This is a genomic window from candidate division WOR-1 bacterium RIFOXYB2_FULL_36_35, from assembly GCA_001771505.1.
Lineage (GTDB): Bacteria > Margulisbacteria > WOR-1 > XYC2-FULL-46-14 > XYC2-FULL-37-10 > XYB2-FULL-36-35.
The window spans coordinates 1-13,113 of sequence record MEUA01000016.1 but is presented as its reverse complement, the minus strand read 5'-3'; the positions used below and the strand labels follow the sequence as shown (position 1 = coordinate 13,113).

Below are 13,113 nucleotides of genomic sequence, written 5' to 3'. Positions count from 1 at the left end.
GGGATTTTCGCCCACTTTTCGTTTTAAATGGAGGTTTTTGTTGTGAAAATAACAAATTTTAAAGCTATGCTGGTTGAAATTGAGGAGAGTAGGGGTATTACTGAAGAGAGCTTAATCAATGCAATAAAAGATGCTTTATTGTCCGCATATAAGAAACGATTTCCTTTAGCTGAGCACTTGGAAACAAAAATAGATGATGATGGAGAGGCTAGGATATACAGGGGTAGGATTGTAGTTGAGGAAGTTGTAAATGAAGATTTGGAAATTTCTCTTAAAGAAGCCAAAAAAAACATGAAGGGCGCTAATCTTGGTGATATAATTCAGTTTGATGTAACCCCTAAGGATTTTGGGCGTATGGCTGCGCAAACGGCCAAACAGGTTATTATTCAAAGAATTCGTGAGGCGGAAAAAGAGGGTGTTTACGAGGAATATATTGGTAAGGTAGGAACTATAGTAAATGGTACGATACAAAATAAGGAGCCTGGTGGTTATTTAATTAATTTGGGACGCGCTGAGACTTTTCTTACTTTTTCTGAGAGTATACCTTCTGAAAATTTCAGGCCTAAGGATAGGGTTAAGGTATTGATTGTAGATGTAAAGAAGACCCCAAAAGGTCCTGTTATAGTAGTTAGCAGATCACATCCTGATATTATTAGAAAATTATTTGAATCAGAGATACCTGAAATAACTCAAGGGATCCTTGAGATAAAAGCTATAGCGCGTGAGGCGGGAAAAAGAACTAAGGTTGCGGTCTTGTCTAATGATGAAAATGTTGGGGCGGTTGGCACCTGTGTTGGCCCGATGGGCTCTAGAATTCAAAATATTACAAAAGAGTTGGACACGGAAAGGGTTGATATTATAGAATGGTCTAAGGATGATTCGGCTTTTATCTCCAATGCTCTTTCACCCGCAAAAGTTTCTGATGTCAAAATCAATAAAGAGGATAGAAGCGCAAAGGTTATCCTTCCTGAAAAAGAATTATCTTTGGCAATAGGAAAAGAAGGCCAAAATGTGAGATTGGCTGCAAAGCTTACAGGTTATAAGATAGACATAGTTTCCGACGAAAAAAAAGAGGAAGAGAAAAAGAAGGTTGATAATAAACCGGAAAAAAAAGAGAAGGAATAATAAGTGAAAAAAATAAAAGTTGGAGCATTAGCTAAAGAATTTGGAAAGACAACAAAAGAAGTTTTGTTAATTTTAAAAGATATGGGGATTGATGCAAAAACCGCGGCTTCATCCATTGACGAGGAAGCTGTAAAAGTTATTAGAGAATTATTAACCCCTTCTGGAAAAAAGGAAGCTCTTCCCATAAAAGAAGAAATTAAAGAGAAAATTGTTGAGCATAAGGAAGACCAAGTTAAAAAAGAGGTTCTTAAAGAGGAAGTTGTAACGATAGAAAAAGCAGAAGAACCTAGTGTTGATGAAGAAAAAAATCAAGAGAGAGAGGTAACCTCTCAATTTAAAACCTCAATTAAAATTCCCTTTGACGGCATTATATTAAAAGATTTTGCGGAAAAGTTAAAGCTTAAATCTTCTGATATTATTAAAGAATTGATGATCAAAGGGGTATTGGTAACATTAAACCAGAAAATTTCTTCTGATATTGCAGTTGAACTTGGAGCCAAGTTTTCTTGTAATGTGGAAGTTGAAATTCCTATTTCAGAAGCAAAAAAGGGGATAGAATCAGAGATATTGGAAGAAGATTTGAATAAACTTCAGAATAGACCTCCTGTAGTTACAATCATGGGGCATGTTGATCACGGAAAAACAAAACTTTTGGATGCAATTCGTTCCACGAAAGTTGCAGAATCAGAAGCAGGGGGTATTACTCAACATATAGGGGCCTATCAGGTTGTGGTAAATAATAGAAAGATAACTTTTTTAGATACTCCCGGACATGAGGCATTTACTGCTCTTCGTGCAAGGGGAGCAAAGGTTACAGATATAGCTGTTTTGGTTGTTGCTGCAGATGATGGAGTTATGCCTCAAACCATAGAGGCGATAGATCATGCCAGGGCGGCAGGAGTTCCTATAATTGTTGCAATAAATAAAATAGATAAGCCTGGAGTGAATCAGGATAAAGTAAAACAACAGCTTTCTGAGCATGGGTTGCAACCTGAGGATTGGGGAGGGAGTACAGTTACGGTTCCAATTTCCGCAAAAGAAAAAACAGGTATAGATGATTTATTGGAAATGATTATTCTTGTAGCTGATATGCAAGAACTTAAAGCCAATCCTGAAGGAAAAGCAATTGGTATTGTGGTTGAAGCCAAGCTGGAAAAAGGGAGGGGGCCTGTTGCTTCTGTTCTTATTAAGAAAGGGAAGATAAAAATAGGAGATTTTTTTGTAATTGGTTCAACCTATGGAAAGGTGAGAGCTCTTATTTCTGATACTGGAAAGAGGATTACAAGCGCGGGACCTTCTACTCCTGTAGAAGTTTTGGGCTCATCTGTTGTTCCTTCTCCAGGAGATATATTGCATGTTACAGATAGTGATAAAGAAGCAAAAATGATGGCGGAAAAGAATAAATTATCTAAAGGAGTTATTGCTGCGCGTCATCACCATACCTTAGAGGACTTTTCAAAAGAAGTTGAAGAGGGTGAAGTGAGAGATCTTAACCTTATTGTAAAAGCTGATGTACAGGGTTCACTTGAAGCATTGCTGGCATCATTAAAAGATATATACGTTTCTGATCGTAGAGTAAGAATTGTTCATGCCGCAGTTGGAAATATCCTTGAATCTGATGTCTTGCTGGCGGAGGCTTCAAATGCCTTTGTTATAGGATTTAGCGTTACTATTTCTCCTCGCGCGCGCGAAATTTCAGAAGAAGAGGGCGTAGATATAAAAATATATGATGTTATTTACAAACTTTTAGACGATGTCAAAAAAGCTATGGAAGGAATGTTGAAGCCTGAATATGAAGAGGTTAAAACAGGGAGCGCCGAAGTTAGGCAGACTTTTAGATTTTCAAAAGTTGGCGCTATAGCAGGATGTTTTGTAAAATCCGGAAAAATGGTGAGAGGCCATGGTTTGAGGATTTTCCGCAATGGCGAAAAAATTTATGAGGGAAAGCTTGAATCTTTGAAAAGATTCAAAGAAGATATTAAAGAGGTAAGTGAAGGCTATGAATGTGGCATCGCTATTGTAGGATATCAGGATTTTGAGCCTGGCGATATTATAGAAACTTTTGAAATTAGGGAGAAGTCTAAAAAGTGAGTCGAATTGAAAGAGTTGCGGAACTTATCAAAAAAGAGGTTAGCTCGATATTAAGAGAAAAAGTTTCTGATCCAAGAATTGGTTTTGTAAGTCTCACAGATGTGGAAATTTTACCCGACTTGAAAATCGCCAAAATATTTTTTAGTGTTTTAGGAGATGAAAAAGCTAAAAAAGATTCTCTGGCAGGCTTAAAAAGCGCGACCTCTTATATTAGATGCGAACTTGGTCATGTTCTTAAACTTAAATTTGTTCCTGAAATATTATTTGTTTATGATAAAAGTTTGGAGCGAGGCAGCAGGGTTTTATCTTTAATGAATAAAGTAAAGGATCAAAAAGAATTATGAAAAAAACTTTTCAAGCGATGAAAAGTATTATCTCCCAGTCAAAAAGTGTAATAATTGTCTGTCATGTCGACCCTGATGGTGATACTCTAGGGAGTATGCTTGCTATGGGGAGAATTTTAGGTGATATGGGATTGGATGTTTTAATGTATTCTCCCGATGGGGTTCCTCCTTCTTATTTGTTTATGCCTGGATCTGAAAATATTATGACGCATGCCCCTAAAAAGGAATTCGATTTGATGGTAACAGTTGACGCTTCCGGAATTGACCGAATCGGACAATCAAAAATTATAGCCCATAAAATTTTAAACATAGACCATCACCCTGATAATACAAACTTTGGCGATGTTAACTGTGTTGAGCAGCTTTCTTCTACCGCTGAAATTGTTTATAAAATAGCAAAAGAATTTTTTATTAAAATAACTCCTCAAATAGCAATTCCTCTTTATGTTGGAATTATGACTGATACGGGCAGCTTTAGGTTCCCCAATACAAAACCTACAACTTTTCTTGTTGCCAAGGAACTTGTAGAAAACGGCGCTAATCCTTCTTATCTTGCTGATAATATTTATAATACAAAAACCATTGAAGCTATAAGAGTATGCAATGCTGCTTTTTCGCGTTTAAAGCATACCGATGACAGAAAAGTTGTATGGACAAATATTACAAGGGAAATGATAATTGATTCCGGAGCAAAGGCAGATGATTTCACGGGAATAATTGATCATTTAAGAACCATAAAGGGAATAGAGGTAGCTCTTCTTTTTAGGGAAGATAAAAACGGAAAGATAAAAGTAAATTTTAGGTCAAAAGGAAAGGTCAATGTTTCTGAAATTGCGCATGAATGTGGTGGGGGTGGGCATATTTTGGCTGCGGGGTGTGAACTTGACATGTCTATGGAAGAAGCTCAGACTAAAGTCCTTAATTTAGTAAAAAGTGCATTAGAAAAATAACTAGTTATGCTTATAAATAGTACTTTTCTGATTGCTGGAGACTAAACATATGGATGGAATAATATTAGTCAACAAACCGCCAGATTGGACTTCTTTTGATGTTTGCGCAAAACTAAGAAATATTTCAAAAACCGCAAAAGTTGGGCACTCGGGGACTCTCGATCCATTTGCAACAGGGGTGCTGCCTGTCTTTTTTGGAAAAGCTACAAAGTTTATTAAATATTTTCTTGAGGGAGATAAGGGATATACTGCAGAGATGACGTTGGGGGTTGTGACCAATACCCTCGACTTAACGGGAACTCCAATATCTCTTCCTGCTAGTGGTCAGGCACGACAATTACCTTGCCTGTCGCCCCATACCTCAATGACCAACGTAATAGAAGAAATATTAAAAAAATACACAGGCAAAATAAAACAAAAGCCTCCCATGTTTTCGGCAAAAAAAGTTAATGGCAAAAAATTGTATGAACTTGCTCGAAAGGGGATCGAAATAGAAAGGGATGAGAAAGAAGTAACCATCTATTCATTAAAACTTTTAGAAATGATAGCGCCTGATAAAATAGTTTTTGAGGTAATATGTTCTAAGGGGACATATATTAGAGTTTTAGCTTCTGATATAGGGGATGATTTGGGGTGTGGAGCACATCTGTCAAAGCTTGAGAGATTCTATAGTCATCCCTTTGATATCTCTCAGACTTTAACTATAAAACATTTAGTTGATTTGGCCAAAATAGGAAAATTGGAATCTGTTTTGTTTTCTCCCGAGGACTTTGGAAAGATTATTCATGATAGAACCGCTCAAGGCTGATTTGTCGACTAGCTAATCGGTGTTTATTTCAAAAGTTATAACAGATTTATTGCTATCTTCCGGATTGGTAAGATTTAATAACTTTCTTAGTTTGTTTTTTATTTCATTTGGCACAAAATCAGACTCTAATGCAGCCTCAACATTTCTTCTGTTAAGCATTATTTCTTCACCATTAAAAACAAGACATCCCCAATTCATATAATCTATTGAGTCCTTCCATGCGTCAGTTAAGAGTTTATAAGCTTTTTGTTTTTTGCCTATGGTTTTTAAATAAGCATCTCTCAACCTTTTTTTGCGAGATTCCCTCAATAAGTTAAGTCTTCTCTCTATTTTTCCCAGGTTAACATTTCGTCTAGTAACTTTGCCGTTTTTATCCTGCCTGAAAAATATGTTCATAATAAAAGCAATATCTTGGTTGGTATAAAAGACTTCACCCCGATTAGGAAATCGGGGTTCACTTTCTTGCGTATTATCATTGTCCGAAAAAAATATTTCATGTTTTGGTAAAAGTTTTTCCACTCCTTCACGTATATTTCTGAAAGACACTCCTTCACGTGCTGACTGCATCAAAAAATTAAAAATGTTCATAAAGACAAGCTCTTCTTCTTTAATAGCGCCTTCCATAATTTTCAAGTCGAAGTTGATGCTTTCAGATAATGTTTGTAAAGATTGAGGGTCAAACCCCGCCTTGAACTTAAATTCTATCTTTTCTGCATCTTCTGCGACAGGCTCAGCAAATGTTTTGATAAGATCATAAAGCCTCATTTCTCTTTTGTCCCCTGGTTGTAATTTTCTTACGAAAAAAGAACTTCTAAATATATCGGATATACTTTCCCTGCTGACTGCTAAATTCCTTAAGGAATCAGACATTGTTATTTCCACCTTATTATTGAATCCTGGGAATAGTTCAATTCTTAAAGGATAAGATGCTTCATCCGCTGAATATTCATATTTTTTTATATTACCTTTTAAATCAGTTACTTTTATTACGACAGAAGATTCAGGCTCAATCCCTTTAAGATAAATAGTTGCTTTGTTGGTTCCGGGGATTTTAACAAACATTCCGTAAAAAGTTTTGGGCTCGTATTTCCCAATAGTTGGATTATATTCTATAAACTGGGAAGAAGTTTGTTTGAAACCTTTTGATAAATACAGTTTGTGGCGCGGCAGTGAAAAATGTCCCAACTGTAAAATGTGAAACCCATAGTCATGCTCTTCAAAAAAGTATACATCAAATAAGCCTAAATTATTTTCTTTTGGAATCAACTTTCCCACTATAACGCCATCTGAATTGTACAAATCATATTTTCTGTTATATCTTGGGTCATCTGTGGGCATGTAAGCTTCTTTGCAAATTGTACTTCCATAAGAAAGAGATTGTATATTTGTTTGGGCAAACAGTCCCTCTAAACTGTGGGGATAATAAGCAGAAGAAACTGCGTAGAACCCTTCGCCATTAATTTCAAAATTGAAAGCCGAGTGAAAAAATCTTTCAGAAGAAAATGTTTTTAAATCCATAATAAGGTCAGAAGCTTCATACAAAGCAGATGAATTGTTATTTACTACATCAGGGGAAGCCCCTTTTGAAGCATCTGAAAATTGATATAAGGATGAACCCCGATTATTTATGTCCAAAGTAGTTTTACGGGATAAAGACTCTCTTTTTAATTCATCAACAGCGCTTACAGTCTTTTTGTCCTCATGGATTTTTTTTTCAACATCAGCTATTATTCCTCGCATCTCTTCTGTTTTTGGGACTCCTTTGCAGATAAAAACCATTTCCCCGTTTAAAAAGAGAGCAGTTGAAAACCGGTTTTTTGCGCCGTATTTTCTGCTTTCGGGCCATAGATTATTTAATGTTGTCATGTTAAATATGGCAAAATCGAGGAGCCTGCTATCATTTAATGATTTTATAGTCTCTCCCATATCTCTGTAAATCAAATATGCTTGTAAATCGGCATCTATTTGTTGATTATTGGGGACGTCTAACGCAGGTTCGTAAAAGGCATTTTCATCATAAAATATAATGACTAAAGGCTTATTCCCATTGCTTGAAATAATTGATTCTATCTCAGCTCTTTCTGCATATTTACTTATATAAGAGGTTTTTCTGGAAATCTCTTTATAGAGATGTTTGTACATCAACTCTTTTTGATATAAGGCTCTCTTTAGTTTTTCTTTTTCGTCCCTAAGCAGCCTTTTTATCACGCGTCTTGATTTCCTTGTCTTTGCATTGTTTTTTTGTTCAGATAAAGATTGTATTGTGTTTTTTAATTCCAAAAAATCCGGCACATGATCTGTTTGCATGAAAAACGTAGAATATAAACTGTTTATTGACATCTATTTCTCCTTAAAAAGTATTATGTATGTTTTTTTGTCGAACAAACTCTCGCTTCGATTTCAATTTATTTTCCAGTGTTTTGTTTTTATTTCAAAGGCACTACAGGTATGATTTTTTTGAAGATTTTTTGTCATCTGCAAGAATAAACCATTGATAGAAGATTTTTCATGTAATACAATATAACCAAAATGAGCAAGGAAAAAGTACATATGGAGATTAATGAGCTTCGCAAAGAGATTAGACGTCATGAGCATTTATACTATGTCTTAGACAAACCCGAAATTTCTGATTATGAATATGATAAGCTTTTTAGAAAGCTTATAGAGCTTGAGAACAAATATCCGGAATTTATTACAGATGATTCACCGACCCGTAGGGTAGGGGGAACACCTCTTTCATCTTTTAGCTCTGTTACTCATAAAGTTTCGCTTTTATCCCTTGATAATGCAATGGATGAAGAAGAATTCCTTGAGTTTGACAAGAGGGTTAGGGAAGGAATAAAAAAAGATAAAATCGAGTATGTTTGTGAACTTAAAATTGACGGGTTAGCTGTAACTTTGACTTATAAAAAAGGGGTTTTTGTTGAGGGATCAACTCGGGGGGATGGGGTACATGGGGAAAATATTACTCAAAACCTAAGAACAATAAAAAGCATACCTTTAATTCTAAATGAGCCAATAGACATTGAAGTCAGGGGAGAAGTTTATTTGCCTTACGATGATTTTGTTAAATTAAATGAAAAGCGTGAAACAGAAGATGAACCTAAGTTTGCAAACCCTCGAAATGCCGCGGCAGGATCTCTGCGACAGTTAGATTCAAAAATTACAGCCTCCCGTCCGCTTGATATATTTTGTTACTATGCAATTATCCCGCATTCAAAATTTAAAACACATTATGAAAACCTGGAATATATAAAAAAATTAGGATTTAAAGTCAATCGAAATATAAAAATTTGTGAGGGGATAAAAGAGGTTGAAAAATATATTAAATATTGGAATGAGGCGCGTGAGAGATTAAATTATGAAATAGACGGTATAGTTATAAAAGTTAATAACCTTAATGATCAGCAGACTTTGGGTTTGACCTCTCGCGCCCCAAGGTGGGCTATAGCTTTTAAATATCCTCCTATGCAGGCTGAAACTGTGATCGAAGATATTAAAGTTCAAGTTGGGCGGACGGGAGCTATAACTCCCGTTGCGCATTTAAAGGCTGTTCATTTGGCGGGAGTTACAGTTAAAAGAGCTACTCTTCATAATGAAGATGAAATAAGACGTAAGGGGATAAAAATAGGAGATCATGTTGTTGTTCAGAGAGCGGGAGAGGTTATTCCTGAAGTTGTAAAAGTTATAAAAGAGAAAAGAACGGGAAAAGAAAAAGAGTTTAATATGCCAAAGAGGTGTCCTGTTTGTAGCTACGAGCTTTATAGGCCTGAGGGTGAATCTATCTTAAGATGCATAAATGCTTCTTGTCCTACCCAGGTTAAAGAGAGGATCATACATTTTGCGACAAGAGAAGCCATGGATATAGAACATGTCGGGCCTGCTGTTGTTGAACAACTTGTTGAAAATAAATTTATTAAAAATATTGCCGATTTGTATTCTTTAAGAAAAGATGATTTGTTAAAACTTGAAAGATTTGCGGATAAATCGGCTCAAAATATTATTGATTCAATTCAAAGAAGCAAAAAAGTGCCCCACTATAGGGTTTTATACGGTTTGGGCATAAGGATGGTAGGCCGTCATGTTGCATCTTTAATAGCGCGACATTATGATTCTTTGGATGATTTGTTTGATGTTAAAGAAGAAGCCCTGGAAAAAATTGAGGGAGTTGGACCTAAGGTTGCAAAATCTGTGAAGCATTTTTTTTCCCAAAAGGATAACCGTCACCTGGTTGAGAAGCTTAAAAAGTCCGGGGTTAATATAATCGCGGAAAAAAAATCTGGCCCACAACCATTTAAGGGGAAGACTTTTGTTTTTACAGGAGGGCTTGAGTCTATGACTAGGCCTGATGCCGAGGAATTAGTTCGCAAAATGGGAGGGCACCCTTCATCTTCTGTTTCTAAAAATACTGATTATGTAGTTGCAGGGGTTGACCCCGGCTCTAAACATGATAAAGCAAAAAAACTTGGCGTTAAGATTTTATCGGAAAAAGAGTTTAAAGATATCTTAACGAAGGGATAAGCACGGTACCTCCACGCGTAATTTTAAGGTTTTCGCAACAGTCCCATTTTTATAAAGAACCTTGCAATTCTAGCTGGTTTTGTTCGATGTAAAACCATGAAGACAGAGCTAGTACTGATAAGGAAATAAGGAGGAAATTAAAATGAATTTCTTTAGGACTGTTGAAAAAAGGGTGTATGCTAGTCCAAAGATAAATAGAGCGCTTGACAGGGTAGGGCCCTTTATCAAAAAAACACCTGTAGATAGATTGTTATTTGCTTTGAGAGGATATGGATATAGAACAGGTTTAGCAAGAGAAATTTCGAAATTACAAAGAGAGTTTGGACTCAACCCTTCTTTCTCAATGGTTATAAAACATTTGTATCATGTGGAAGGCTTGCCTACTCGTGAAGACATGATTTTTTATCTCGATTTAATAAATGATATTTCAAGGGATCGTACATCAGGATTTGAAACTCATCTTCCTTTAAAAATATGTGATTCTTTAATTTTTGAAGCTGTAAAGGTTGCTGTTGTGTTTATAAGGTATGGTATTCCCAGAAAAAATACTGTAGAGATCTTAAACTCTATTTGTATGAGAGAGCAGGCTCACAGGGATGTTGAAAACGATAGAAGGCTGCCATATGGCTCAAGTTTTGGAATTATGCCAGATGTTTTGAGCAATTCCAAGTTTAAAGGTCATTTTGCAGGGAATCTTAGAAAGATTAAAAAGTATCGTTCCCTGGAAAAAGAGTATGAAAAGTCACGAAATATTTTTGAACTTTTAAGATTTTCTGTTGACGCTGCGCGCAATAATGATTATACTCCCGATGAATTTGCTGAATTAGTTAAAAGATTACTCCATTTTGATAATAGCGGAGAAGGATTATATTTTATTCCCTTGCCTGCGCTTTTGAAGGCAAAGATTCCTGCTCCTAAGATTGTTGCGTTTCTTTATAATTTGGATAGAGGATCGTATATTCATCATAAGGAGTGGATTCCCACTGTTAAAGGTTTAGATTTATTGGTTCCAAATGTTTTTTCTTATTGGGGTGATCTTAATGCTTGTGTTGTATTTGGAGGTATAAGGCCTTTACAATTAGCCACTCGAAGAAGCTCTTTTCGTATTGATACTCTACGCCAAAGCAAGGAAAAACTTGCGAAAGAGGCTGCTTTTAGATTGTTGCCCTTGGTTTTAGAAAGGGAACAGGATTTGAGATGTATTATTATCGGTTTTACTATAGTTACTTTAAAATATTTTATTGATCCTATGGAAGGATTTTTGTTGTTGGAGGATGATTTAGCTCAAAATAGGGCATCTTCTTTTGAAGAGCTTGTTAACAATTTAGAGGAAGGAGTTGTTTTTCCTACAGGATATAATTATGGTGATCTGGAAGGTCTTTTTGAAAGCCAATTCTTTAAAAAACCTAGAAGGCCTGAAGAGTTTTTAACAATTACCGAAATTCTAGATAAATTAAATCGTTCAAAGTAACTATCTGTTTTTCTGCTTTTTAACTTTAATAAGTAAAGGCTTCAGATGTTCCGGTATCCATATACAAAGTCCCGCCAGTTGATGTAAATTCGATAGTGCCTATCTGTGTCCCTGCGCTATTTTTTAATGTCCCTGTGCCTGTGCCGCCGGGAAGCATTACAGTAGAAACAATATTACCGTCAGGAGAAGTAGTTCCAGTAATCGTTATTGATGTAAGATCTGGTCCATTTCCTGTGTCTTCAAGTAGCATTGTAGCAGTTGCAAGCATTGTTCCTTCAGGGATTATAAGTGTTGATGTACCTGAATAACTTCCTGATTTAGGCGCCCCATAGCCATCTTCACTTGCGGTCATTGTTATTGATATTTCACCTGATGGTGTGCCGCTAAATACAAGTTTGCATTCCATAGAACCTATCAAATCATTAGAGTCTGCAAGAGGATAAGTAAGCGTTGCACCTGCCGGCCAACTAGGCATTGATGCTTCATATCCTTGCTGAACCATTCCATACATAAAAGCCCATCCCATGTATTCTGCCATTGTCCTTACTTGCTGCTTAAAGCAGGTTGAATCATCATAAGCTTCAGGAGATCCTCCGAGGGCATTCCAAATACTTATAAATTGTTGAACGCCTGCATCAAGCCCTGCTGGACTTTGTCCCGAAGTTTGCATAAAATCGCTTACTTCAACTGTTCCAAGCACTGCAATCTTTTTCCCCGTAAGCAAAGCTTCTGCGACTAAATCCCCACCTCTTGTTTTCATCCGCATGTAAGGAGTCATTCCAGAACCAACAGCTTTAGATCCCATAGGTATAAATCCCGTATCTTTTGCATCGCCTGTAATTAAATCTTCGGTAAAAAACTCATTTTATTTATTTTGTCAATGCTACATGTTGTAACCGCCATCATTTTATTTGTATCTCCATATAGTGTATAATTTGACTATATGTTTGATTTAATTAATACAATAAAATTATATTTTACTACTAATGGGCTGGAAATATTGGTAGCTATATTTATTCTTGTTTTTGGCGTTTGGTTTGCTCGCTTAGTTTCCAATATTGCACAAAAAGCCATGCTAAAATCAAAAACAAATAAGACACTAGTTGTTTTTATTGGCAACCTTATTTATTATGTCATAATTATTTTTGTGATTTTATCTTTTCTGGAAAAATTAGGGATTAAAACAACGTCTTTTATTGCTCTAATTGGTGCCGCTGGTTTGGCAATGGCTTTAGCGCTTCAAGGAGCACTGGCTAATTTTGCAGCTGGTTTGATGATAATAATATCTCAGCCTTTTGAGCTTGGAGACAATGTTGAAATTGGAGATATTAATGACACTGTCAAAATAATAGGTAAAGTTGAAGAAATTAAAATATTTTCTACCACCTTAATAACTTCTGATAATAAGCGTAAAATCATACCTAACTCTAAGATAATTTCAGGGATTATTACTATTGCGCCGCCTGAAGGAACTGTTATTTAAATAATTTTAATAGTTTTTTGTATTGAATTTTGGCCTTTCATAATTTTTATTTTATTTTTTTTGACATTATATTCTTCCGCCAAAAGATCCAGCATTATTTCATTTATTTGATTATTCAGCTCCGATGCGGCAACATAAAGCCTGTTCCCCTTTAATTCATTGTGGTCTGCGTTAAGAACGACTCTAATTTCAAGCAATATTTCTGTCATGTAAGTCTCCTTTTGTTTTTTTATATTATAAACTATTTTATAAATTTGTGTTAAGTTTTAACAAATTTTCTCACATACCAACTTCAACTGAACTTCTCAATATTGTGTTAT

Annotated in this window: 11 protein-coding genes; 8 read left to right on the top strand and 3 right to left on the bottom strand. The window is 35.7% G+C overall.

Going from position 1 to position 13,113, the window contains the following annotated elements; genetic code table 11:
* The first annotated feature begins 27 nt into the window (after window positions 1-27).
* Genes A2290_06805 through A2290_06785 form a run of 5 tightly spaced genes read left to right on the top strand, consistent with a single transcriptional unit; the run spans window position 28 to window position 5,318 of the window.
* A complete protein-coding gene (locus A2290_06805; protein ID OGC15942.1) occupies window positions 28-1,125 on the top strand; it encodes a hypothetical protein in 1,098 nt (365 codons plus the stop codon).
* A gap of 3 nt (window positions 1,126-1,128) precedes the next feature.
* Entirely contained in the window at window positions 1,129-3,216 is a 2,088-nt protein-coding gene (locus tag A2290_06800; GenBank protein ID OGC15941.1) for a translation initiation factor IF-2, read from the top strand.
* Window positions 3,213-3,560, top strand: a complete 348-nt coding sequence (locus A2290_06795) for a ribosome-binding factor A (GenBank protein OGC15940.1) — start codon at window positions 3,213-3,215, stop codon at window positions 3,558-3,560. Before A2290_06800 ends, A2290_06795 begins: the two co-directional genes overlap by 4 nt.
* A complete protein-coding gene (locus tag A2290_06790) occupies window positions 3,557-4,510 on the top strand; it encodes a hypothetical protein (protein ID OGC15939.1) in 954 nt (317 codons plus the stop codon). The genes A2290_06795 and A2290_06790 overlap by 4 nt, the downstream gene beginning before the upstream one ends.
* Before the next feature lie 49 nt (window positions 4,511-4,559).
* Entirely contained in the window at window positions 4,560-5,318 is a 759-nt protein-coding gene (locus tag A2290_06785) for a tRNA pseudouridine(55) synthase TruB (GenBank protein ID OGC15938.1), read from the top strand.
* Between the two features lie 12 nt (window positions 5,319-5,330).
* Here the strand turns inward: A2290_06785 and A2290_06780 are convergent, their stop codons facing one another.
* Window positions 5,331-7,658, bottom strand: a complete 2,328-nt coding sequence (locus tag A2290_06780) for a hypothetical protein (protein ID OGC15937.1) — start codon at window positions 7,656-7,658, stop codon at window positions 5,331-5,333.
* 189 nt (window positions 7,659-7,847) lie between these two features.
* Here A2290_06780 and ligA point away from each other — a divergent pair, with 189 nt between their 5' ends.
* Window positions 7,848-9,839 (top strand): DNA ligase (NAD(+)) LigA, encoded by a 1,992-nt coding sequence (ligA, locus tag A2290_06775; protein OGC15936.1) that lies wholly within the window; start codon window positions 7,848-7,850, stop codon window positions 9,837-9,839.
* A gap of 142 nt (window positions 9,840-9,981) precedes the next feature.
* Window positions 9,982-11,310 (top strand): hypothetical protein, encoded by a 1,329-nt coding sequence (locus tag A2290_06770; GenBank protein ID OGC15935.1) that lies wholly within the window; start codon window positions 9,982-9,984, stop codon window positions 11,308-11,310.
* Window positions 11,311-11,335: 25 nt separating this feature from the next.
* On the opposite strand, the gene A2290_06765 is transcribed toward A2290_06770, so the two are convergent.
* The gene (locus A2290_06765; GenBank protein ID OGC15934.1) at window positions 11,336-12,115 is read right to left on the bottom strand and encodes a hypothetical protein; all 780 of its coding nucleotides are present in this window, start codon (window positions 12,113-12,115) and stop codon (window positions 11,336-11,338) included.
* A 138-nt stretch (window positions 12,116-12,253) separates the two neighbouring features.
* Between A2290_06765 and A2290_06760 the strand changes: the two genes are divergently transcribed.
* On the top strand, window positions 12,254-12,793 hold the full coding sequence (locus tag A2290_06760) for a hypothetical protein (protein OGC15933.1): 540 nt from the start codon (window positions 12,254-12,256) through the stop codon (window positions 12,791-12,793).
* Here the strand turns inward: A2290_06760 and A2290_06755 are convergent.
* Window positions 12,790-13,002 carry a hypothetical protein gene (locus A2290_06755; GenBank protein OGC15932.1) on the bottom strand — a complete coding sequence of 71 codons (213 nt, stop codon included), beginning with the start codon at window positions 13,000-13,002 and terminating at the stop codon, window positions 12,790-12,792. The genes A2290_06760 and A2290_06755 overlap by 4 nt on opposite strands.
* Window positions 13,003-13,113 lie beyond the last annotated feature (111 nt).

Coding starts and splice junctions, on each gene's coding strand:
- A2290_06805 (OGC15942.1), top strand. CDS start 28: ATGGAGGTTTTTGTTGTGAAAATAACAAATTTTAAAGCTATGCTGGTT.
- A2290_06790 (OGC15939.1), top strand. CDS start 3,557: ATGAAAAAAACTTTTCAAGCGATGAAAAGTATTATCTCCCAGTCAAAA.
- A2290_06785 (OGC15938.1), top strand. CDS start 4,560: ATGGATGGAATAATATTAGTCAACAAACCGCCAGATTGGACTTCTTTT.
- A2290_06780 (OGC15937.1), bottom strand. CDS start 7,658: ATGTCAATAAACAGTTTATATTCTACGTTTTTCATGCAAACAGATCAT.
- ligA (OGC15936.1), top strand. CDS start 7,848: ATGAGCAAGGAAAAAGTACATATGGAGATTAATGAGCTTCGCAAAGAG.
- A2290_06770 (OGC15935.1), top strand. CDS start 9,982: ATGAATTTCTTTAGGACTGTTGAAAAAAGGGTGTATGCTAGTCCAAAG.
- A2290_06765 (OGC15934.1), bottom strand. CDS start 12,115: ATGGGATCTAAAGCTGTTGGTTCTGGAATGACTCCTTACATGCGGATG.
- A2290_06760 (OGC15933.1), top strand. CDS start 12,254: ATGTTTGATTTAATTAATACAATAAAATTATATTTTACTACTAATGGG.
- A2290_06755 (OGC15932.1), bottom strand. CDS start 13,002: ATGACAGAAATATTGCTTGAAATTAGAGTCGTTCTTAACGCAGACCAC.